20 protein-coding genes and 1 pseudogene are annotated in these 22,181 nt (G+C 34.8%); 12 read left to right on the top strand and 9 right to left on the bottom strand.

Features of this window, described 5'->3' with window-relative positions:
- Positions 1-109 precede the first annotated feature (109 nt).
- Both EDF66_RS21010 and EDF66_RS21005 read left to right on the top strand, forming a co-directional pair.
- On the top strand, positions 110-1,264 hold the full coding sequence (locus EDF66_RS21010; RefSeq protein WP_132844862.1) for an McrB family protein: 1,155 nt from the start codon (positions 110-112) through the stop codon (positions 1,262-1,264).
- Position 1,265: 1 nt separating this feature from the next.
- On the top strand, positions 1,266-2,495 hold the full coding sequence (locus EDF66_RS21005) for an McrC family protein (protein ID WP_165902484.1): 1,230 nt from the start codon (positions 1,266-1,268) through the stop codon (positions 2,493-2,495).
- Between the two features lie 382 nt (positions 2,496-2,877).
- Here EDF66_RS21005 and EDF66_RS21000 read toward each other — a convergent pair whose 3' ends face one another.
- The 3 genes from EDF66_RS21000 to EDF66_RS26635 form a co-directional block, all read right to left on the bottom strand.
- Positions 2,878-5,028, bottom strand: coding sequence for a hypothetical protein (locus tag EDF66_RS21000; protein WP_132844859.1), 2,151 nt, complete (start codon positions 5,026-5,028; stop codon positions 2,878-2,880).
- Positions 5,029-5,033: 5 nt separating this feature from the next.
- On the bottom strand, positions 5,034-5,546 hold the full coding sequence (locus EDF66_RS20995) for a hypothetical protein (RefSeq protein WP_132844857.1): 513 nt from the start codon (positions 5,544-5,546) through the stop codon (positions 5,034-5,036).
- Positions 5,547-5,754: 208 nt separating this feature from the next.
- The gene (locus EDF66_RS26635; RefSeq protein ID WP_132844856.1) at positions 5,755-5,934 is read right to left on the bottom strand and encodes a PLDc N-terminal domain-containing protein; all 180 of its coding nucleotides are present in this window, start codon (positions 5,932-5,934) and stop codon (positions 5,755-5,757) included.
- 83 nt (positions 5,935-6,017) lie between these two features.
- Between EDF66_RS26635 and EDF66_RS20985 the strand changes: the two are divergent.
- Positions 6,018-7,187 (top strand): annotated as a pseudogene (locus EDF66_RS20985) (IS3 family transposase).
- Between the two features lie 162 nt (positions 7,188-7,349).
- On the opposite strand, the gene EDF66_RS20980 reads toward EDF66_RS20985, so the two are convergent.
- Both EDF66_RS20980 and EDF66_RS26630 read right to left on the bottom strand, forming a co-directional pair.
- Complete coding sequence (locus tag EDF66_RS20980) at positions 7,350-7,940, bottom strand: hypothetical protein (RefSeq protein WP_132844854.1); 591 nt, start codon at positions 7,938-7,940, stop codon at positions 7,350-7,352.
- A 153-nt stretch (positions 7,941-8,093) separates the two neighbouring features.
- Positions 8,094-8,297 carry a helix-turn-helix transcriptional regulator gene (locus EDF66_RS26630; RefSeq protein ID WP_132844853.1) on the bottom strand — a complete coding sequence of 68 codons (204 nt, stop codon included), beginning with the start codon at positions 8,295-8,297 and terminating at the stop codon, positions 8,094-8,096.
- 989 nt (positions 8,298-9,286) lie between these two features.
- Here EDF66_RS26630 and EDF66_RS20970 point away from each other — a divergent pair.
- The 4 genes from EDF66_RS20970 (at position 9,287) to EDF66_RS20955 (ending at position 16,067) form a co-directional block, all read left to right on the top strand.
- Complete coding sequence (locus tag EDF66_RS20970; protein ID WP_132844851.1) at positions 9,287-9,979, top strand: hypothetical protein; 693 nt, start codon at positions 9,287-9,289, stop codon at positions 9,977-9,979.
- A gap of 113 nt (positions 9,980-10,092) precedes the next feature.
- Entirely contained in the window at positions 10,093-13,446 is a 3,354-nt protein-coding gene (locus tag EDF66_RS20965) for a SusC/RagA family TonB-linked outer membrane protein (protein WP_132844850.1), read from the top strand.
- Between the two features lie 11 nt (positions 13,447-13,457).
- Positions 13,458-14,813: a RagB/SusD family nutrient uptake outer membrane protein gene (locus EDF66_RS20960; RefSeq protein WP_132844848.1), complete on the top strand. Its 1,356-nt coding sequence runs from the start codon at positions 13,458-13,460 to the stop codon at positions 14,811-14,813.
- A 12-nt stretch (positions 14,814-14,825) separates the two neighbouring features.
- On the top strand, positions 14,826-16,067 hold the full coding sequence (locus tag EDF66_RS20955) for a TlpA family protein disulfide reductase (RefSeq protein ID WP_132844846.1): 1,242 nt from the start codon (positions 14,826-14,828) through the stop codon (positions 16,065-16,067).
- A 73-nt stretch (positions 16,068-16,140) separates the two neighbouring features.
- On the opposite strand, the gene EDF66_RS20950 is transcribed toward EDF66_RS20955, so the two are convergent.
- The 3 genes from EDF66_RS20950 to EDF66_RS20940 all read right to left on the bottom strand — a co-directional run bounded on the left by EDF66_RS20950 (position 16,141) and on the right by EDF66_RS20940 (position 17,672).
- A complete protein-coding gene (locus EDF66_RS20950; RefSeq protein ID WP_132844845.1) occupies positions 16,141-16,365 on the bottom strand; it encodes a hypothetical protein in 225 nt (74 codons plus the stop codon).
- Positions 16,366-16,412: 47 nt separating this feature from the next.
- A complete protein-coding gene (locus tag EDF66_RS20945) occupies positions 16,413-16,733 on the bottom strand; it encodes a hypothetical protein (RefSeq protein WP_132844843.1) in 321 nt (106 codons plus the stop codon).
- 384 nt (positions 16,734-17,117) lie between these two features.
- Entirely contained in the window at positions 17,118-17,672 is a 555-nt protein-coding gene (locus EDF66_RS20940; protein ID WP_132844842.1) for a hypothetical protein, read from the bottom strand.
- Between the two features lie 290 nt (positions 17,673-17,962).
- Between EDF66_RS20940 and EDF66_RS26135 the strand changes: the two genes are divergently transcribed.
- From EDF66_RS26135 to EDF66_RS26475, 5 genes are all read left to right on the top strand, one after another.
- Positions 17,963-18,100, top strand: a complete 138-nt coding sequence (locus tag EDF66_RS26135; RefSeq protein ID WP_021190927.1) for a hypothetical protein — start codon at positions 17,963-17,965, stop codon at positions 18,098-18,100.
- A gap of 60 nt (positions 18,101-18,160) precedes the next feature.
- A complete protein-coding gene (locus tag EDF66_RS20935; RefSeq protein WP_132844840.1) occupies positions 18,161-19,036 on the top strand; it encodes a hypothetical protein in 876 nt (291 codons plus the stop codon).
- Positions 19,037-19,106: 70 nt separating this feature from the next.
- A complete protein-coding gene (locus tag EDF66_RS20930) occupies positions 19,107-20,147 on the top strand; it encodes a hypothetical protein (RefSeq protein ID WP_132844839.1) in 1,041 nt (346 codons plus the stop codon).
- Complete coding sequence (locus EDF66_RS20925) at positions 20,144-20,878, top strand: LytR/AlgR family response regulator transcription factor (protein WP_132844837.1); 735 nt, start codon at positions 20,144-20,146, stop codon at positions 20,876-20,878. Before EDF66_RS20930 ends, EDF66_RS20925 begins: the two co-directional genes overlap by 4 nt.
- Positions 20,879-21,331: 453 nt before the next feature.
- Entirely contained in the window at positions 21,332-21,460 is a 129-nt protein-coding gene (locus EDF66_RS26475) for a hypothetical protein (protein WP_021190932.1), read from the top strand.
- A gap of 398 nt (positions 21,461-21,858) precedes the next feature.
- Here EDF66_RS26475 and EDF66_RS20920 read toward each other — a convergent pair whose 3' ends face one another.
- Entirely contained in the window at positions 21,859-22,047 is a 189-nt protein-coding gene (locus EDF66_RS20920) for a hypothetical protein (protein WP_021190934.1), read from the bottom strand.
- Between the last annotated feature and the right edge of the window lie 134 nt (positions 22,048-22,181).

The following is a 22,181-nucleotide window of genomic DNA, read 5'->3' as shown; positions in this document are numbered from 1 at the left end:
TTCACACCAAAAGATGCGGCCTTTTTTTAATTTTAGCTAATGTAATGGTGAATTACTTTTGCTAAAATCTGTTGATACAAAGTTGCTACTTACAACTTTTCACCAGAGTATGAGTTATGAGGATTTTGTCGAGGGGATTAAGCCCCTTAAACCAATGCCTAGTGATACATTTGTGAAATATGACGTGCAACCAGGCATTTTTAGAAACATATGCAAGGCAGCTGAAACAAATATTACATTAAACTTATCTATTAATAGATTAAAAAAACCATTTGAAGAAGTATTTGATAAATTGAAACTAGACTGGGAAGATGATAACACGATCGCTTTTCCATTAAAGACAGCAGGGTACGATTATTCAATCATTGGATTTACGAATACCTCCATCCAATTTAAGAAAGCGAGTGGAGGCACAGGTCATACTTTGAGTATAAAAACTCTTGAAGATCTTTATTACGGGAAGAAATACGACTTTAAAGCTGGCGTAGGTATATACTATCCCGCAATTTTAAACAGATTACAAACCTATAATGATTTAAAAGTAGAACGGGGCGTAAATAAAGTTGCGCAGGAACAAAACTATGTACTTATAATTGACGAAATCAATCGTGGTAACGTGTCAGCTATATTTGGAGAGCTTATTACTTTGATAGAGGAATCTAAACGATCAGGAAAGTATGAAGCTCTTGAAGTTACTTTACCCTATAGCAAAGAAACTTTATCGGTGCCAAGCAACCTCTATATAATAGGTACGATGAATACAGCAGATCGATCTGTTGAAGCATTAGATAATGCTCTTCGCAGGCGATTTGCCTTCACAGAGCTGATGCCGGATCCAATATTAATACGTACAGATGGAGCTTTGAAAGACTGCGAGGGTATTTTAAAAACTGATGAAGGTCAATTGATAGATTTAGCTTCTATATTAACGCTTATTAATATGCGTATTGTAGCCTTATTAGATGTTAATCATCAGATAGGTCACTCATACTTCATCAATGTTAAAACTTTAGAGGATCTAGCGAGTGCTTTTAAAAATTGTATTGTTCCTTTATTGCAGGAATACTTTTACCACGATGAAGAAAAGATCGCATTAGTATTGGGTGAAGGCTTTATCAGTTTAGATAACAAGGATATTCAAGCAGACGAATTGTTTCCTAGTTTGTCTTTTGTAAATCGATTACCTAATTTGAAGCCAACTTATCAATTTAACGAAATTACAGCTGATACAATAGTTGAAGCAGTGAATAAACTCCTCCGTTAAAGTGCATCAAGTCATTCAAGTATATGAGCACGACGTGCTTTTATTAAACCACGTTTATAAAAATATAGGTGGACAGCTATTTCGTTTTGAAAAGCATTATTTTGATGCTTTACTTAAATTCAATGAATTGCATGGCGCAAAGTATTTTATACCCATTTATGACGGTGTGAAATTCAAGAGTTATGTTGGTGTTCTTCAGATAGATAATCTTATCATTGAGGTGTTGCCAAAAATAGAACGTGTCACAGTACAGGTTAAGTGGCGAGATGTATTGATCCAGATGCTTCAGCAAACAGAGCATCTTCGTGTAGAGCAAGTGGGTAATGCTTTCGTTGATAAACAGGACATCCATCTTTTGGATATCTATTTTGACTGGTTTCTTTCTGAAGTAGAGCATTTACAGCATCGTGGCCTAATCAAAAAATACTATTCCGAGACTAAAAATACTTTAGCACTGAAAGGTAAATTAAAATTTTCAGGCCATATTCAGCGTAATAACGTTCATCAAGAACGTTTTTATACAACACATCAAGTTTATGGCACAGACCATTTGCTCCATCAAATTATAAATATCGCGTTAAAAGTTGTCGGAAAACTATCTAAGGGCACCTACCGCTATGGACGTTGTAAAACTGTTCAATTACACTTCCCTGAAGTTAAAGATGTAAATATTACCAAGAAGACCTTTGAATCGTTGAGTTATTCACGTAAAAACGAATCTTACCGAAGAGTTATTGAAATCGCTCGTTTGATTATCCTTAATTATGCTCCTAATGTAAATTCAGGTTCTGAAAATATGCTAGCACTTATGTTTAACATGAACAATCTATGGGAGCAATATTTGTTGGTGAAAATTCAGCAAGCATCGAAAGACTGGCTGGTTACAAGTCAAGTGGAAAGGAAGTTTTGGAAGAACAAAATCATTCGACCCGATATCATCTTACAACATAAAGAAACTAAGCAAGTTTATATTATTGATAGCAAATGGAAGAATTATAGCTATGAAAGTATATCTTCGCAAGATTTAAGACAAATCTATGTCTACTCAGATTATTGGCAAGCAACAGGAGGAATGTTACTCTACCCGCACCATATAACCTTAGATGATACAAATCTACATGCTGTTTATAACGCAAGACAGTTTCACGCTAAGATCGGTTTGTTTTCTATCTTAGATGAAGCAGGTGAATTGAATCAGTATATTGGAACCGAAATATTAAAATCAATTTAGTCTGAAATTGAGAGAGTAATTTAAAATGGATAAGCAGGTTCGCAAGACTATTTACCGCACTTCTCCTATTGAAGGAATGCACCGTCAGGTCCGTAAAATTACGTAACCGAGCATAGCGAGCTCATGAATACCTATAAAAACAAATACGAATGAATAAACTAAAAGTACATTCAGTTCTGAGCAGGCTCTTATGAAGTTGATGTTCTTGATAATAAAGGACATCTCTAAAAAGTGGACAATGCCGATGCAAAACTGGGGTTTGAAGATATCTCAACTTTATATTAAATTTGGAGATAGGCTCAAGCTGGATAGAGGCTTTTAGAATTAGGTTAATTATCCAATGACACAGTTTAAGTTACACAACCGAGAATATCAATTTTATTTATTGTCTGGATGTTTTTATTTTTGTTTCATCTACCGTATGCTTAAGTAAACTATCTGTAGCTTCAAATTCTAATTTACTTTTAATTCTTTTTTTTATCAGTGCATCAACAGATCTATTTTCAAAATTCACTAAGGAATATGCTGTTACAATGAAAATAAAAGTGATGACAAATGCTATCATTTTATTTCTAAATGAAGAATATATTTCACCAAAACCTCGCGTGAAACCGAAAATTACTATTATAAATAAGCCTAAGGACGCTGCCAATGCTAACATGAATAATGATGCCTGGTGAACAGTTTCAACGAATTTAAATGCTGGTATGGATGAGAGTACAAAAGTTATTATTGCAGTAAATAAGCTAATAATTTCAATTGATTTCAAATCTTTTTTATCAAATTCTTTATTTAAGTGTGCAAGATCTTTCAAATCAGTTTTGAGATTTTTTATAACATTTGAAAGGGACTTTACTTCTCTAAATTTTTGTCTAATTTTAGAATAATCGTGCTCAATAGTATCTTTGTAATCTGGAAGAACAAAACTTGTGAAAAACAAAACTTTAGGTAGATCCTGATCTAATTCTGAAAGATCAACAAATGACTCTGCTGAGGGTAAAATAAAAATGTAGTTGTTATGTACTTTTGACCATTCTTTATTATTCCAATATTCGTCTAAAATTTGATTACATTCATCATTTATTACTTTTGAATAGTCTTCATATGTTTTAATTATTGTATCACTTGATGATTTTTCAAATTCTTTGTCAATTTTATCCAATACGTATTCTAAATATTTTTTTTGAAGAAAATAATTATTGCTGAAATGATTTAGTTTAGCCTTGCATTTGTGATAAATGTCGCGATATGCTTCTAGATTTAATTTTTTTGTTTCCGTAATTAATGAGAAATAATTATTTATTGCATAATTTCTTATTATTTCGATACAATATTGGTCATATTTATTTTTCGATTTATCAAATAATAAAAGATGATCTAAAATTTCTTTCAAATCCTCTTCACTGGGGACAATATCTTTATAAAATTTTATTAGCGAGTGGATTTCTAAAAAGCTTAATTTAACAAGTGACTTTCTCTTTTTTAGCACGATATCATGAATGTACTTTTTGTATCTATTTTTATCAGTACAAAAATCGTAGTGAAAGTGAATTTTTTCTTGCCAATCTTTGAGTTTAGTAATTTTTTTACTCGTATCACTAGAAGATTTAAGTTTATTTCCCACTCTAAATTGTATATCACCTTCTGGATTTTTTCTTTTATAACGTTGATTCCACTTATAAATTAAGAAATTAAGCTTGGTGTCTAAAGCAAGAGCTATAGATTTATGAACATGAGAGAGTTTTTCAAGCTGATGAGAAAGAGCTGCTAATCTTTTTAAATCAGATATGTCACTATTAATTTGAAGATCTTCCCTGGTTATGGCTAACAGAAGAAGAAAGAGATTGACAAAATCTCTTATTTTAGGTATTAATAAATTTAATTGATCAACTATTTCATCTTCAATATGAAAAAAATCTTCAATTCTGTCTTTAGTGAAATTAGCTGCAAAGAATACGTGGAAACTTTTGTAGGATGTTAAACAATGTGTTAATGGAATTATAAATTTTATTACTTGATCATTAACAGCTTCTGTTTCATCAGTTATTGATAGTATTTCTTCTAACTTTTTGATTAATTTTTCAATTTCTAATTCAGGATTATCGAGATTTAGAAATTCACCAGAGAAAATACTGTAACATAAATATGTTATTGCATCTATAACTAAATTCTGACCGTTTTCAGCAAAAATTGCAACATCGACTTCAGTTGGTGATGTTTGAAGATTTGGGCCAATAGCAATATTCTTTGTTTTTGTACTGACAGAAATAAATGATCCGTCATCAGCAATTAATGTGTCTTTAGTATCAATTATTGATTTTGCTGGTATCTGTTCTAATAGAGTGGGAGCTTGTGACTTTAAATCCTCTTTTATTAAATTATTTTCCTCTGTGGGAATTTTGTGAATTCCATCTGTGTCTTGAATATTTGGATTTGTAGAATTATCACCCTCTATATCCGGATTTAAAATGTACGAAAGCTTTGAGATAAACTTTTTTATAGTATCATCTACAAGATCTAAATATTCAGCCATACTTATTAAAACAAATAGATTTTATTCTCTGTTTTAACAACCTCTGTAGGAATTTTCATTTTTAATAGTGAATTTTTTTTAGCTTCACTATAAAAATATCGCCATGAAAACCATTGATGACTTAGTTCAACAAGATCATATGCAGACATAAAAAGTAAATTTGGATTCTTTGTTAGGAGAATTTGAAATTTTCTATCTACAATAATTTTAATCTCTTGATCAAAATTATCAAATGATAAACGGTCAACTTTAAGACTTGTTTTTACTCTGTCAAATGAAAAAAATCTATAATTATCATTTTTCATAGCACTGTATATTGATGCCTCTACATGACCTAAAGGCATTGCATATATGTCGTTGAATGTTTCAAGTAATGAGTCACCTTCTTCATCTTCAACTGTTGAGAAAAAGAAACATAATTTGACGCATTTTAAAATACTCAAATCATTATCTTTTCCATTTGTTTGTAAATGAATTAAAGATTTAAAAATAAAGTATTCAAAGATATCAAATTTCATATTTTCCTAAGTCCTTTTAAAGGTGCGCAAAAGTACATAATTAGCTTTATAAATATAGTAAAATATTTATATATTTTTACTAAAATTATTTTTTTTGTTTCTTTGATAGTTGTTTAGGATTTTTCTAATTTTTTTGGAAAATTAATCCAAAATGAAACTTCTATTTCAAAGTTAGAATCTGGTAAATTAGGAATTGTAAATTTATGTTTCATATAACTTTAACCTTCTCTCGACCTATTAACCAGTAGAAAAGACATCCAAAAATATTCAAGAGTAGTACTGCCGCCATCCATATAATCTTTTTACTACCAGACAAATCATCTTGGTTTATGATATGATAAATAGTATATATGACTACTAGAAGAGGAGGGATAACAAGAAGTGCCATTTTGACCTCCTCCCAAAAAACTGGACATTTTAAAAGTATAGAATTCGGACCAGAATTACTAATTTTAAATAGGAGGAAAAACGATGAAAAGATCGAAGTTTACCGAGGCACAGATTGCTTTTGCTATCAAGCAGTCCGAGACCGGGACCCGAGTGGAGGAAGTATGTCGCAAGCTGGGTATCAGCGAGGCAACATTCTACAATTGGAAGAAGAAATACGGTGGTTTAGGGGTTTCTGAACTACGAAAGTTACGTCAGTTAGAAGAGGAGAACGCACAACTTAAGAAACTTGTTGCAGATCTGAGCTTGGATAAGCAGATGTTGCAGGATGTATTAAAAAAAAAAGTATTGAAGCCTTTCCTGCGTCGTAAAATAGTCAAAGGCTTGATTTCCGATTATCGAGTCTCCTTAAGCAGGGCCTGCCATATCTCACTTTTGAACAGATCCATGTGGTATTACAAAAGTTGTAAGCGTGCAGATACTTCCCTACGTTTAAGAATACGAGATATTGCTGAGACTCGAGTACGTTATGGGCTTTGGCGGATTTATATACTTTTACGGCGTGAGGGATGGCCAGATAATCATAAAAGGATTTATCGCATCTATAAAGAAGAAGGGTTGAACTTGAGAAGTAAACGGCCCAGACGCTGTCGGGCTGCTTCGCATCGCTCTGAAAGACCTTCATTTTCCAATTTACATGACTGCTGGAGCATGGACTTTGTCTCCGACGCACTGTTTGATGGGAAGAAAATCCGTTGCTTAACTATAGTGGATAATTATAGCCGTAAATGTATTGCAATCCATGTTGGACAGGGTATAAAGGGCTATCAGGTTGTAGAAGTTCTTGAAGAACTGAGGTTGTTTAAAGGAGCTAAGCCAAAGAAAATTCAAGTGGATAATGGATCAGAATTACAAAGTAATCATGAACACCAATAAAAAATAAAAAAAAGTGAATAATTTATCTCAAAAGAAATGGACAGGTGGGCCTACGAACAAAAAGTTGAACTCGTTTTCTCCAGACCTGGAAAACCAACGGATAATGCGTATATTGAGTCGTTCAACGGAAGCTTCCGAGACGAATGTTTAAATACCAATTGGTTCCTTTCATTGGAGGATGCCAAGCAGAAAATTGAAGACTGGAGACACGAATATAATACCTTCAGACCCCATAGCTGTTTAGGGGATTTAACGCCTGAAATGTTTATTGAAAATCAGGTCAAAACAGCAAATTTTTCTACTTTACAATGCTCCTAAAATTGGGAGGAGATCAGTAAATTAGAAAAGTCCAATTCTAGCTGTAGGAAAAATGGGGTACTTACAATTTCCGTTGTTCCTATGTTAATAAAGGATAGATCCATTTGTTTTTTGGTTATATAATTGATTATTGTAATTCTTTAAATTTGGTCAGCTTGCAGATCAAACAATCTTATACTTCTTTTTGTAGGACTCGCTATTGTGAATTCTATTTACATTTCTATCTAGCCACTTTTCAATATGTGGTTTAAATAAAGTAAACTTATACTCATCTATTTTAAACTGCTCTATGGGAAAATCCCATACATTTTTTTTAATAAAACTAGACACATATGTTAGGTCTTGATTAACATCAAAAAGCTCAACTGTACCATTTTCATGATTGCCTTTTATTAAAAGAAAAGGAGATTTTTCCCAACGATTAATTAGGCTATTGGATTTATTACTAATCGATACGATCATATAAAAAGGAAGATCAGGTTCAAAAAATCTAGTACTATTTTTTATATGCGATTCGGTTCTTATCACAATTTTTTTTTCCAGAAGAGGTTTTTTTAAACTACTCGCTAGTTTTTCTACATCAGTTAGGATTAGTCTCTCAAAATCTGCTTTAAATTTCTTGAATTTAGCCCAGTAGATTTCATACTTTAGATATTCCTTTTGTTTTTTTTCTTTTACTGTTAGCTTCCTCTTAATGCTTTCCCTATCAAGTTCTAAAAGATTTTTTTCCAGTGATTTAATAAGGTATTCCATATTAGTATAATATTTTATTGTGTATTTCCCAGCCTACTAATCGCAAAGTAAATGTCGTATATCCAGCTACTCAAGCCACTTATTGCTCCTTATAAGATGTATTTGTTGATATTTTCTTCATTTATAATTGTTAATTTGATCTTCTAAATTTTATTACCATTTTGTAGAATGTAATAGCTCTCTAATGTCTATTTTTAAGTATTCAGCTATTTTGTAAAATTTTAAAAGATCTGGTTGTTGCTTATTATTAACCCATCTAGACACAGTGGATTCTGATACATTGAACAATTCAACAATAGTTAGGTTAGAGATACCCTGTTCAATAAAAACTTCCTTAAGACGATTAATTTTTATCATAAAAAAATATTTGGAAATAACTTGCTGTTTAAAATCAATTATTGTATATTTGTGTTAATAATAATAGCGAAGCTTAATTAACAGGTAACTGTTAATTGAACGAGTCTCTCTATTTGGGAATAAATCCGGCTAGAAATAATCCCTAGAGAGTACACGTGGATCGTCTATGTAATGCTGGAATATTGTATCTTTATCGATCATATGCCGGCAAGACGGTCCTTGCGTTTGTACTTCTGTGGGTAAGAATATTAATTTATTAATATTCCAAGGTTTTTCTTTAGCCGGATTTTCCTCCAAAACAGAAGGAGTGAGGACCAGTCTTCTGGTAATTCATTTATCTCTTCTCTAGACGGCTTGTTCACATAACCAAAACAATTATGATTGAACAAAAAGTAACCACCAACAGAACCACCACTCACCAGATCCAGGATCATGGTTATCGGTTCGCCTTTTTAAAACTTTTAAAGAACGTTATACGAGCACCACAATAGCTCGCTAATAAAAAACATACTGCCAATATAGGTTAGGGGAAACTAGTACCAAATCAAAAGGTGCGCAGATAGTAGAAAGCATGGTGTGATGACCATACCTGATACTAAAAAATGCGAGCTCTTGATCGGTTATTATCAGCTTCTTACCATTCCTGAATGGTTTTATGTTACCGACTTTTATTTTATTAGTGCACAATTATATATGCTCCAAAAAAAACAGGATCGGAGGCCTACTTTTCTTTTTCCACTTTAAAAGTACAATCTTTCCTTTAGTAAAGCAAATAATGTGCGTTAATATTTTATCGTAATACATTAATATTATAAAAGTCGGTTTTGTTCTTTAATCCAAATTATGCAATAGCGGAGACTACAAATAACCAATTGACGAAGACTATATAATTGCATTTTCATTCTTTATTTTTTTAACCTGGTTTCCTTAATGCCCAAGTTATGTCCAATCGGGTAGGGTATAAGGGAACCAATTTAAACCTTAAAATAATGCAAAAAACTTGCAAAGGGGACGGCTATGCGCTATCCCGAGAGGAAGAAATGTTTTCGTATTTGAGTGAAAATCCGGTCGACGTTATCAAAAAACGAACTATGATAACACTTTTACCAGAACGATTTTTTAAGAAGCCTGAGTCATCATCTACTAAGAGCTCCAAGCAGTCGGCGATGAAATATCTGATGCAGGAAAGACCGCCACAGCGCTATTACTCGTTGATGATACGCTTGTTAGAACCGTCGGATTCCTTTAGCTCAGTGGTTCGAAATGACAGTACCGATGTGCTTCGGATATCACTGGTCAATATGGCCATTTATGAGATCTATCTATTTGCACTGGGACTTCCTGCAAACTTTCCGACCGATCAGATACTGATATTAGGGGAGCATACTGAGCAGTTTTTACCAAAGTATAAAGGTGACCCCATATCCACATACTGTTATGAACTGACTGTACCTGCTCGAACAGAACGGGAAGAATACTGCCAAAGGATATTGAACGATCTGAATGAGCACTTTGGGATTGATGTACGGGTTGAAAAACTGACTATTGTCAAAGACAGTAGAAAAGTACTGACCATCCGTGGCGAGTCTGTCGAATTGCTGTGGGAAGAACAGCTTATGATGATCATAAAAGCTAAAGCTGCAGTAGAAAAGAATCAAGAACTCATATTAGAAAAAAAATAAATAAAGTTTCACTACCTGTGGATTCCGATTCTGCCGAGGGATAGCATTGACAAGCATGTCAACCCTCGGTAAGGAACGGGGATAGGGGAAGCTTTATCCAAAAATTAACAACAATGAACACATATATATTATATATAAACAAGCTCTGGGGATATCTCCGGAAGCAATGCAAGCCACGAGGAGCAGACATACTGCTGATCAGTAAGGTGCTCTTACTGTGCTTATTCATGACCTTTCATATGTTGAGTAGTGCTCAGAAGCCCCGCAAGGACAGCGGGGCTGATGGGCCTATGAATCATGTGTTGCGTGGTACGGTTGTATCTGCAGTAGACAACAAACCATTAGATGGCGTATCGGTCCGAGTCGAAGCCGAAAAGGCTAGAACCTCCACCAAGAAAGATGGAACTTTCAGCCTTTCTGTCGGGAGTCTGAAAGGACTGGTAAAGTTTACCTATGTTGGCTTCAAAAGCCAAGAAATCAATTATACCTCAGGAGTATCAATTATTGTAAAATTGATACCTGATGATAATAAACTTGAAGAAGTAGAAGTTGTGTCGACTGGATACCAGAAGATTCCAAAAGAACGCGCTACCGGAAGTTTTGAGTTTGTCGATAACAAGCTTTTTAATAGAAAGGTGTCTACCGATTTTGTGAGTAGGCTAGAGGATGTGGTGCCGAGTATTTCTGTTTACAAAGGTTTCTCAAATTCAAAAGGTGCTATTATGAATATGAATATTCGTGGAATGAGTTCTTTTAAGATTGATAACAGTGTTCCTTTAATAGTTATAGATGGAATTCCTTATGATAGCAAATTAGCTGATTATGGATTGGGAAATTTTAATAATATCAATCCAAATGATATTGAAAATATTACAGTATTAAAAGATGCTGCCGCAGCCTCCATATGGGGGGCACAATCCGGTAATGGTGTAATTGTCATTACTACAAAAAGAGGTAAGTTTGCGAATAAAGCTGAAGTCCTTTTCAATACGAATATCAGTGTAACTGATAAGCCAAATCTATATTACTTTCCACAAATTAATACATCGGATTATATTGATCTTCAAAAGTTAATCTTTGATAAAGGAAAGTACAATACAGGTTTCAATAGATGGAATACGAGCTTACAGCCAATCCTATGGATGATGAAAAACCAAAGAGACGGAAAAATTTCAGAGGAACAGTTAAATGCTGAATTGGATAAGTTAAGGGGAATTGATATGCGTGATGATTTTACGAAGTACATCTATCGGAAGGCTATTAACCAGCAATATAATGTGCAATTGAGAGCAGGTGGTGAGAAGGTAAATACATTATTCTCTGCTGGATATGATAAGAATAAAAATGATGTTGTGACATCATCTTACGAGCGTCTCGTGTTGAAATCTGTTTCGCAATTTAAACCAGTAAAACGTCTCCAATTGGAGATGGGAATAACTTATACTGAAGCTAAAGGAAAAGAAAGTGCTATTCCAGTTGAATATAATCAGCTTGGGGCTGGCCTTGCTAATTTTCCTTATTTACGCTTAGCAGATGACAATGGAAGTCCACTTAATGTAGGCATTGGACAGAAACACCCTGTATTTCAGGATACCGTAGCGGGAGGTAAACTGCTTGACTGGACTTATAATCCGCTTAATGAATTATATGAATCCCAAGAGGTCCAAAAGATTAATGAAACACTTCTTAACTTATCTGCCAATTATTCATTTGATTTTGGATTGAGTTTGCATGGGTTATATGGCTATCAACGAAATTTTAACCCTATAAGTAATTGGAAAGGAATTGGAACTTTTGCAGTCAGGGATGAAATCAATTACTACTCCAATTGGAATTCAAACACTGTTACTTGGAACCTTCCCGTCGGTGATCAGTTGGTGAATACGGACTGGAACAGTCTTGTTCATCAAGGACGGCTGAATGCCCAATACAATAAAAGCTGGAAGGAAAAACATGAATTAAATGCTCTAGTGGGATTTGATATTAGAGAGATGAACAAAGAACTGAAAGTATCACAATACTATGGATTTGATCCAGAGACAGGTTCTTTTCAATCTGTTCAATACGGTAAGGAAGTACGTGTATGGAACGGTAAGCAGGGCGTCAATAATCTTATTGACCGTAATAGCTATCAATCTTACACTAATAGATTTCTTTCATCCTACGGAAATTTCTCCTATTCCTATTTACAGCGATATATTGTGAGTGGCAGTTTTAGAAAGGATGCTTCAAATCTTTTTGGCGTAAAAAGTAATGATCGAGGCCAACCTTTTTGGTCCGTTGGAGGTGCTTGGCTTATGAGCAAAGAAAATTTTTTAAAAAGCACTGTCCTGAACCTGCTGAAATTGCGTGTCACATATGGTTATAATGGCAATGTAAATAATTCAGTTTCTGCCTATCCAATAATGAATATATCCAGTAATGCAAATAATATAACGGGACAAAATTATGCAACTATTGGAACACCACCCAATCCAAAATTAAGGTGGGAGCGGGTTGCTAATACCAATTTCGGAGCTGATTTTGGTATTTGGAATAATCGTTTAAGTGGAAGTATTGAATATTATAAGAAGTTATCAAAAGATCTAGTTTCTCCATCTCCGATAGATCCTACTTCGGGATATAATTTATTAAGCATTAATTATGGTAATATACGTTCGAGAGGTTGGGATGTCTCATTACATGCCATACCATTGATATCCAAAGATTGGGAATGGCGTAATGATCTTGTATTTTCTTATTGCCGCACTATTGTGACCAAGTCTTATATCGATCCCAGTGCTTCTTCTTCTTTATATATGGTCAGTGCGGATGCAAGATTGACCACACCAGTGGAAGGAGCCGATATCTTTAGTTTATTGACTTACAAGTGGGCCGGATTAGACCCTGTAGACGGAAGCCCAAGGGCGTATTTAAATAATGAGATTTCAAAAGATTATGTTTCTATTATTAATAGTAAAATTCAAGATCTCCAAAACAATGGGTCTACTGTTCCGCTTTATTTTGGATCATTCCGCAATAGCGTAAGATATAAAATAGCCGAATTGTCTTGGAATATTTCTTACCAGTTGGGACATAAGTTTTTACGGTCGACTTTTAGTAATGACCAATTTTTAACTAATGGATCAAGTCATTCGGATTATGCCCTGAGGTGGCAAAATCCAGGTGATGAATTGCTTACGGATGTTCCTGCTTTTATGTATCCAAATAATGCCTTTTCCAGCCAGGTCTATTATAGATCGTCAGCTCTTGTAGAGAACGCTGGACAAATCAAACTTCGGGATATACAGTTTAGTCTAGAATTACCATGGGCAAAGCGTATTGGACTTAAAGATATGCGTGTTTACGGATATTTTCAAAATGTATGTACTATTTGGAAAGCAAATAAAAAGGGAATTGATCCAGAATTTGGAAATAGTTTTCCTAGTCCATTTATGACTTCTTTCGGTCTTAATTTTAAAATTTAATCTGATCAATTATGAAACTGACTTTCGTGCCTTTGTTGGCCTCATTTATAACATTGGGTTCTTGTAATAATTTCTTAGATAAAAAGCCTGACATCCATATGGTTGTTCCTAAATCTTTAAATGACGCTCGGCTTTTGTTAAATGATTATGCAAATCTCAATACTTCCTATCCACTTTATGGTGAGTTGGGAACTGATGATTACTATGTAACAAAGGAAAATTGGGAAGGTGCTTCTTCACCGGATCAAAGAAATGCCTATATCTGGAAAGATGAACCTTACACAGATGTGGTACAATGGCAACGTCCCTATAAGACAATCTATATTGCTAATCAGGTGTTAGATATTTTAAAAGAGATTAACCAAGATCTAAATTCTGAAGAATATAAACGAAATTTAGGGGGAGCTTTTTTTTATAGAGCTTTTGCGCTACATCTTCTAACTGAAGTACATTGCTCTGCCTATTCAGAATCCACAGCAGATAATGATCAAGGGTTGCCACTTCGTTTAAATTCTGGAATTGACCAGATTTCGCAACGTAGCAGTTTAAAAGATACCTATCGGCAGATAATAGATGATTTTAAAAATTCTGCAAATAGCCTTCCATCATTAGAAGCCATAAAAGGAAGACCATCAAAAGCATCTGCATTTGCTGGATTAGCACGTGTATATCTCAACATGGGCAATTTTCAGTTAGCTTATGCTTATGCAGATTCGTGTTTAAAGATAAATTCCGATCTTTTAGATTATAACTCTCTTAAACCATCGGATGCTTTGCCTGTTCCTCGTTTTAACACCGAAGTGTTGTTTCCAGCGTTGAGTGTCAATTTGGGCATTATGGGTGAAAATTTTGCCATTATAGACACGACATTGCTATCAAATTATAATGATGATGATTTACGAAAGGAAATATTCTTTAATCCTAATACTACTGTGGCCAACTCGTTCCGTTTCAAGGGAAGCTACGACCAATCTTTATCCAATCTTTTTGTAGGTATCACAAAAAGTGAAATTTATTTGATCAAAGCAGAGTCTGCATGTCGAATTGGTAGAATATCGGATGCTTTGGTATCCTTAAATACACTTCTAAAAATGCGCTACAAAACAGGGACATATAAAGTGGTTACAGAAAATGACAAAGAGGCATTGTTACAATATATTTTAGAGGAGCGACGAAAAGAATTGATCTTTAGAGGTAGACGTTGGTCAGATCTTAAGCGACTAAATTTGGAAGCCTCTTATAAAAGAACTTTGATAAGGAACATTGGCGGAGAGATTTATATGTTAGAACCAAATAGTCCTAAGTATGCTTTTCGATTATCGGAAACATTGATTAATATTTCTGGCATGACACAAAATAAACGATAATAATAACACATCATGAAAATAACATATTTATATACTCTATTTTTCTCTGCTTTAACATTAGTTGGTAATGCACAGGATAAAAAATCCAATACAATGGATGTACTTGGACCTCTACAGATCGGGGATCACTTTACTGGACCCGAGAATATTTCAGTTATGAGGGGGGATGTCAAGTCAATTAAATGGAACACACTTCAAGATAAGGTGGTAATTCTAGATTTTTTCGACACTTTCTGTAGTACTTGTATTCAGTCGATGCCACATTTACAGAAATTACAAGAACAGTACGGTAATAAAATTCAAGTAATTAATGTAACCTGGCAAGATCAAAATACGCTGGAAAAGTTTTTTGCAGGTAATCAATTTGTAAAAGAGAATAATGTTAATCTTCCTGTGATATATCAGGATACAGAGCTCAGAAAAATGTTTCCTTATAAAGCAGCTCCACACTTAGTTATGATCTATAAGGGAAAAGTTCAGGCCATTACCTTTAATAGGATGTTGACAGTTGAGAACTTAAATAAACTTTTGGAACAGGGATGGATTAAATTACCTTTGAAAAATGATTTTGGAAAATTGGATTTGAATCAAGGTACTACAAATATTAAAGTGGGAGTTTGGTTATCAAAATATCAAGAAGGTGTACCAAGCCAATCTTTAAAAATAAAACATGATTCGCTTACGAACCACTATCAGAGTACTATTACTAACCGTTCAATTTTACGGACACTACTAAATGTTTGGAGCAGTATTCAAAAACCTGATTTTTTAGTAAACTCATATCGAATACATTGGAAAGTAAAGGATTCAACACGTTTTGATGATCTGTTGGGAGAAGGTGAGAGGTGGTTGGTAGAAAATGCAATATCTTATGAACGATGGGATAAAATTAAAAGATCTGATTCTCTTCAGGCACGAATCATTTTAAATGATATTGATAATTTATTGGGTATTAAATCATATTGGAAAAAGGAAAAGAGATCTTGCCTGATTTTACAAAAATGTGCCCCTATGAAAAATAATCAAATTATTGAGAAAAAACAAAGTATAGCAGGAACTTCTGTGTTGGCAGGTCTCATGGCTTTTTCTGGAAAATATAAACCCGTAATTGATCACGTACGTAATGAAGCGTTATTAGAGATAGGTTCATATGACAATTTGGAAGATCTTAATAAACAGCTTCGTACTTATGGGATGGAAATTGTAGATGGGACTGATATGGTTGAAATGTTTGTGGTAGAAGAAAAAAACTAACAGAAAGGGTACGGAAATATCCGTACCCTTTTACCAATAGGCATATGCCTATTGAATAGAGAATAATAATCCACTAAACCCTATCTTTTAACTTTACATTAGTCGTTGCAGCACCATCGTGTAACGCTTCCACCATTTCTGCTAGTAAAGCAGTTGTGATTTCTGGTTGCGTACCATTTTGATTTGCTTGTATAGCACAGATTTGTTCTGCACCTGGACAAGAAGGTTGGCTACCTTGTAATGTATAGTTAGTAGGATCAGTTGGATTACCACTTGCGTTTAAAATAAACCAAGCCATAATGACCTCCGTTTTTTTACTATATTTATATTAGGTTTATGAATTGATCACAATACGTTATCAGCGTATTGGCCCCCTGCAGTTGCCAAATGGGAACTGCTTTTTTTGGCTTTAGGACTCCTTATTCGACCAAAAACTTTTTCCCCGTACCATTTTCTGGGGAATAAGGTATATCTACGTCCATGTGCATCACGCACTGGACCTGCGCAACAGCAGCTCCCCAGTAAAGACCTGCGATTTACCGCAATCTGTCCAGCAGTCCTGCAGCTCATAGCTGTAGACCCGTAGCTCATCATAGAGCTAGCAAAGCGTCTTCCTTTTGGCTGCCTTCCAGATTGTCCTGTACTATTTTTCTGCTGTCGCTTCATGTTTAAAAATCTAGTTTATAATTTCAGATGCTTTGGGTGAACTGGGTTCTGCTTGTTTCATATTGGTATCGCTCTCGTTGGCGTCCACCCGTTGCATCTTTTATTTTGATCAATCTGCTAACCACCAATGGGAGAGGAGACATCCGTAATTATTGTACCGATCAACTAAAGTAAAGTTAGGGGCAGAAAGGGCGGTTTGAATCTTTAAGATTCGAGATATGCAACATGAAATTATGAGATTTGCATCATTAAATTTGATGAAATAAATCTTTGAATTTCTCACAAGTCATGAATTGATAATCCTTAACGTGAGTCTATTTTGCTATTCAGATTGATGAAATGCGTGGTTGATCAATCTGAATAGCGCTAATAGCTGCGTATCGTTTAAATGTTAATATTGCTATAGTATGCAGCGGTCATTCCTAAAAAGGAACTTTTATCATTGACACTACAGTGCTTGTAGGCTTCGGGATAATCCTCTTTAAATTTCAAGATCCGTTCCCTGGCCGTGAGGTGAATGAGTTTGCCTCGGTAACTGCGTCTTAACAATACTTCGCCAAATAAATGTTCGAGATGGTTGAGAAATATTGGGTGCTTCTCTAAGACTTTGGACAGGTTACTGTTCCTGATCAAAATAACCGTCGAGTCGACATCTGCTTCAAATTGGCTATGATCCATCTTTTCGATATGATAGATCAATTGGTTGGTGCTGATAAAATCGACGACCTCTTCGTGTGGTTCACTGGCATTTTCAATGCGCTTGATGATCATACCATCCAAGATAAAATGCAGATCAAATTGCTCCGCAGTGAGGTATCTATTTTTCTTGATTTTTTTAATTTCCAACACGGTTTTAAGTTCCTGCCACAACTGTGGTGGGATCGGGTAATTTTGACTCATAAATTCAAAAAAATGCTGCTCATGATCAGATATATTCATAATGGCTTTAATGGTTTTAAAGGGCTTAAACTTTTAAATATATAAAGATTGCGTCCGGGTATTGAAAATAATCGCACACAGGCATTTTTTTGGTATCAATCTCGCTTTTTTTGGTATGAGCGGCTTCAGGGATAAGCTTTTGGCGTTCAATCTCCTTTATTGCCTATGTAGGGTTTTATTTGGTTTAGTCTCAATTTCATACCCATTTTTGACATGTGAATTCACAATAAACATTGTCTTTCCGCTATGGCCAGGGGAAGACTATTTTAAAAATTTAAACGACTAATATTATGAAATTGAAAAATATAGAAATCAGAGATGTGCGTCAGATGAATGGGTTGACATGCATGGAATGGACAGAATTATCAGCTATGCTAAGCAAAGATAAAGATGATGAGATGGAGTTAAAATGTCCAATCTTATTTTAAGAAACGATAACACTTGCGCTTTGCCTCAGTTCTGAGGCAAAGTGCTTAAATAAAACCGTTATGAACAATACACTGAATACTTGGGGTTTTGCATTATTCTCTTCGCATCTGCATCATTTTATACCGGATATAGCTTGGGAACAGCATATTGTTATTTTTCAGGAATGGCAGCACTATCACAGCCCAAAAAATAAACTTCTTGATTTACAAAGTATGCGTCTATCTGATCAGATCGATTGGTATGGATTGCCGGCTGGCATTTTGGTACTTTTCCATTTGGGCGATCACTTGTTCTGGCCACAGAAATTGGCAGATGAGGGTATTGCATTTGATCTTGTGATGGATCGGGCTGTATGGGAGAAAAACACAGCTGTTCTGACAGCTTTGCAAAGAAAATGCACCGTAAATGGAGCGAAATGCTGTTATTTTTTTAGTGACGATCCGATGCTGATCTTTAAAATCAAAGCGAGTCTGAAACAGCATCGTCACGTGTTGATATTTGCCGATGGTACCAGCGCTGCTTCTGCGGTTGACAAACGTGTTGAAGTTGATTTTCTTGCTGGGAAACTAGCCGTGAAGCCAGGCATTGCTGTGATCAGCTATCTGCTCAAATGCCCGATTTATGCCTTGCATTCTCATATGATAGAAGATGTATTGATACTGGATCTTATGCATATTTCTCTTCCTAATACTCCAATATCAAGAGAAAGTTACGTCATGCAAACCATGCAGAGCCTGTTTGCTGGTTTCGCCGCAGTGATGCAACAGCAACCTTACCGTTGGGAATGTTGGGGGTATCTGCACAGGAATGGCATGTGGAATCCTAAAAATGTTAATTTAAGCGAAGATGAAAAGATCCTCGTTCATTTCGTGAAATTGCCTATTCAGGATGGCTGGGCCTACTTTGATCGTGTAAATTATATGCTGTATCATTAATATTATTTTCTAAATTGATTTTTAGGAAATATTTTATAAATTGCTTATTGATCAACGACCAAAGAACTTAATGAAATTTATACTCCCTAAATGGATAAGTTTTACTTTTATTTTTATCGGGATAACCTTCTTTTTTTCGACTTTGAACTGGTCGGTGAAATTGAAAGATATTCAAGAGAGTAAATTTATCATCATTGGCTTGCTGTATACGGGTTATGGATTTGGGTTTTACCGCATATTTGATGGTCTTTTCCAAGCAGAGCATTGGAATAAAAAGAAGTTATTTTTGTGGGCTTGGCTGAAGCTCATGTTATCCATCCCATTATTGGTATATGTATTGGTTTATATCTTGCTACCACAGATCGGGATTTATTTTGATAGCGGTAAATATCCTTTTTCTTTCATTCAATTTTTATTCCGGTTATTATTTTCCTCGATTTTAGTCAATATAGTTCCGTTAGCGATATGTGGAATAAAATCTTTTTTTCATTTTCAAGCTTCCAGACACAGGGAAAAAAAGTTGCAAAATAAAATTGAGCGCTATGTACTTCAATTGGAATCAAGACATATTGCTCCTCATTTTGTCAAAAACTTTGTGGCTTTGAGCTACCAACAAAATCTAAAGAATGATCCCAAATTGATGGAAGCATATTTTATGGAATTTACTAGTTTGATGGGTTATATGTTGGACTCCGATAACCTCAATGATGGAGTTGCGGCGGAGGAAGAATGTGATATGTTCTTAAGCTTTACAAAATTAATCTGTTTGGTGTACGGAGACCAGGCAGTTCAATTTAATAAACCGTTGCAGGGATGGGCGGGGCGCTTACCAGCTGGCTTATTGCTCTTACCAATAGAGAATGCACTCAAATATGGGATATGGAGAAAAGGACACTGTGGTTTACAGGTCAATTGGGAGCAAGATGGAAATCATTTAATCATGACATTTACAAATCCATATGATGCTGTTAAAAGGAATAGCATACAATCGCTCGGGACCGGGTTTTCTTTGATGCAGCATAAAATAGAGGCCGATGATTGGCCCATATCCATCAGCTATCGGGATCAGAAAGGCGTATTTATTTTTCAGATTAATATACAGAATAGATGAAACAGGAGTTATATCAGGTGCTACTTGTAGATGATCTGCCAGATGCTGTAAGGGTATTGCGCGATCGGCTAAAAGCCTTTGATTTTTTAAACGTTTTGCCTATCCAGTCGGATCCATTTGAAGCACGATCTTTTATCACGCAGAATAAGGTCGACATTCTTTTTTTGGATATGGATATGCCGGGAATGGACGGGTACACCTTGATACAATCATTACCCGATCCACCGGTGGTGATCATCTGTTCAGGGCATAACAGTTATGCGTATGAATCATACGATATGCAGGCCGTGGGGTATGTGGATAAGATGGTCGGCCATGAGAAATTGGTAAGAACTTTAAATCTTGCAGTCGCAGAGGTGGATAAATGTGCTGCTTTGCGCGTCCGAAAATCCACCACGATATCTTTGCGCTGTATGGAAACAAAAGTGATGAAGATCATTGATAAAGCACATATTTATATAGCCGAAATTAATGGGAAGGAATTGACTGTTTATTTGAAAGGTGCGGATAATCAAATTGAAAAGTTGCAATCCAATATTACGTTAACAGAACTGTACAACCAGTTGCCGTTACAAGATTTTATGAGAATAGGGCGAAGCTATGTCATCCATCGTAAGGCCATTGAGGGCTATACACATTCGAAAATTTTAATAAAGGATCTCAAGATGAAGATCCCTGTTTCAGCGTTGGATTATCAGGAGTTGTTATCTTTTATAAATCAACCGGAATAGATTGATCAATTTTTGTTTAGAAACAGTCCTCTCCAGCTGTTATTTAATTGCATTTTCTCGATTTATTTTTTTAACCTGGTTTCCTAAATGCCCAAGCTATGTCCAATCGGATAGGGTAAAAAGGACCCAATTTAAACAAAAAAAATGAAAAAAACTTGCAAAGGGGACAACTATTCGCTGTCTCCAGGAGAAGGACTGTCCTCGTATTTGAGTAAAAATCCGGTCGACGTTATCAAAAAATTTCCAATATTAATTTTTATTATTCTCATCATTTCGTGTGAAAAGTCCTTTATATCTAAAGAGACTCAAATAGAAAGTAGGCTTAAATTGACTCGAACTGAACTTTATGATATAACATCAAAATTTTGAATATTTTAAACGGGTTCAAGAAAACAATTCATATAACCCGCTGTTAAACTTGAAATCGATCAGTGGGCCTGTGGAATTTGTTTAATGGCAGGAGTGGCCACATTCGCAGGATGTGGAGCAGGTCTTATTGAACTTGCAGCCTGTATATCTTGTTATTATAGTTTAAAGGAATATCATGCTTGTAAAGAAGAACAATCAGCACCAAATGAATAAAATAATTTTTAAACCGAATTTTAAAATAAATGCCTTAGTTATAATTATTGCTATAATAGCACTAATTATTATAATTGTTATGGCAATCATGTTTTAGAGCATTATGTATTTTTACGTTGTTATTTAAATACTTGGGAAGTTTCGGCCGATCGATTTGTCAGTGATCGATAAAATCGTATAAATCGGAAGATCTGGGCCGAAAAACCTGTCACTTTTTCTTATGTGCGTTTCGATTTTAAGCAGGATATTTTTTTCTAAAAGAGGGACTGTAAAACTATCCGAAAGTTTTTTACCATCATTGAAGATTAGTCTCTCGAAATCTGCTTTAAACTTCTTGAATTTTGAAAAAATACTCTATTTGCTAAAATGTTAGTTCTTCTTGTCATTCTTTTAATTTTCTAACCAATCCGTTCATTAATAATCATTGCCAATAAAAAATATATTGCAAATGCAGCACATGTTACACTAATTACTTTTAGATATTTACCAATTCCAGATCTATTATCTCTTAACAGTTGCATGTTATATAATGATGCTACTGCACCGATGCCACCGCCTATTCCACCACCAGAGAATACTAATAACATGGGTAGGAGTGAAAATACTGTATGGTGCCAAGGAAGTTTCTCTACGATGTTGTATTTATGATTATCGATTTCTTATTCAGGTGGAATGTCAGGGTATGAGGGTTTAGGGTGAATCGGGAAAACTAGGCAGTGTA

It is taken from the genome of Sphingobacterium sp. JUb20 (genome assembly GCF_004342035.1).
In the GTDB taxonomy this organism is placed as follows: Bacteria; Bacteroidota; Bacteroidia; order Sphingobacteriales; family Sphingobacteriaceae; genus Sphingobacterium; species Sphingobacterium anhuiense.
Note: the sequence above shows the minus strand (reverse complement) of the source record. Positions and strands in the feature narration are given on the sequence as shown.

Bases quoted from the DNA above. Each gene is read 5' to 3' on its own strand.
- EDF66_RS21010 (WP_132844862.1), top strand. From the start codon at position 110: ATGAGTTATGAGGATTTTGTCGAGGGGATTAAGCCCCTTAAACCAATG.
- EDF66_RS21000 (WP_132844859.1), bottom strand. From the start codon at position 5,028: ATGGCTGAATATTTAGATCTTGTAGATGATACTATAAAAAAGTTTATC.
- EDF66_RS20995 (WP_132844857.1), bottom strand. From the start codon at position 5,546: ATGAAATTTGATATCTTTGAATACTTTATTTTTAAATCTTTAATTCAT.
- EDF66_RS26635 (WP_132844856.1), bottom strand. From the start codon at position 5,934: ATGGCACTTCTTGTTATCCCTCCTCTTCTAGTAGTCATATATACTATT.
- EDF66_RS20980 (WP_132844854.1), bottom strand. From the start codon at position 7,940: ATGGAATACCTTATTAAATCACTGGAAAAAAATCTTTTAGAACTTGAT.
- EDF66_RS26630 (WP_132844853.1), bottom strand. From the start codon at position 8,297: ATGATAAAAATTAATCGTCTTAAGGAAGTTTTTATTGAACAGGGTATC.
- EDF66_RS20970 (WP_132844851.1), top strand. From the start codon at position 9,287: ATGCAAAAAACTTGCAAAGGGGACGGCTATGCGCTATCCCGAGAGGAA.
- EDF66_RS20965 (WP_132844850.1), top strand. From the start codon at position 10,093: ATGAACACATATATATTATATATAAACAAGCTCTGGGGATATCTCCGG.
- EDF66_RS20960 (WP_132844848.1), top strand. From the start codon at position 13,458: ATGAAACTGACTTTCGTGCCTTTGTTGGCCTCATTTATAACATTGGGT.
- EDF66_RS20955 (WP_132844846.1), top strand. From the start codon at position 14,826: ATGAAAATAACATATTTATATACTCTATTTTTCTCTGCTTTAACATTA.
- EDF66_RS20950 (WP_132844845.1), bottom strand. From the start codon at position 16,365: ATGGCTTGGTTTATTTTAAACGCAAGTGGTAATCCAACTGATCCTACT.
- EDF66_RS20945 (WP_132844843.1), bottom strand. From the start codon at position 16,733: ATGAAGCGACAGCAGAAAAATAGTACAGGACAATCTGGAAGGCAGCCA.
- EDF66_RS20940 (WP_132844842.1), bottom strand. From the start codon at position 17,672: ATGAATATATCTGATCATGAGCAGCATTTTTTTGAATTTATGAGTCAA.
- EDF66_RS26135 (WP_021190927.1), top strand. From the start codon at position 17,963: ATGAAATTGAAAAATATAGAAATCAGAGATGTGCGTCAGATGAATGGG.
- EDF66_RS20935 (WP_132844840.1), top strand. From the start codon at position 18,161: ATGAACAATACACTGAATACTTGGGGTTTTGCATTATTCTCTTCGCAT.
- EDF66_RS20930 (WP_132844839.1), top strand. From the start codon at position 19,107: ATGAAATTTATACTCCCTAAATGGATAAGTTTTACTTTTATTTTTATC.
- EDF66_RS20925 (WP_132844837.1), top strand. From the start codon at position 20,144: ATGAAACAGGAGTTATATCAGGTGCTACTTGTAGATGATCTGCCAGAT.
- EDF66_RS26475 (WP_021190932.1), top strand. From the start codon at position 21,332: ATGGCAGGAGTGGCCACATTCGCAGGATGTGGAGCAGGTCTTATTGAA.
- EDF66_RS20920 (WP_021190934.1), bottom strand. From the start codon at position 22,047: ATGTTATTAGTATTCTCTGGTGGTGGAATAGGCGGTGGCATCGGTGCA.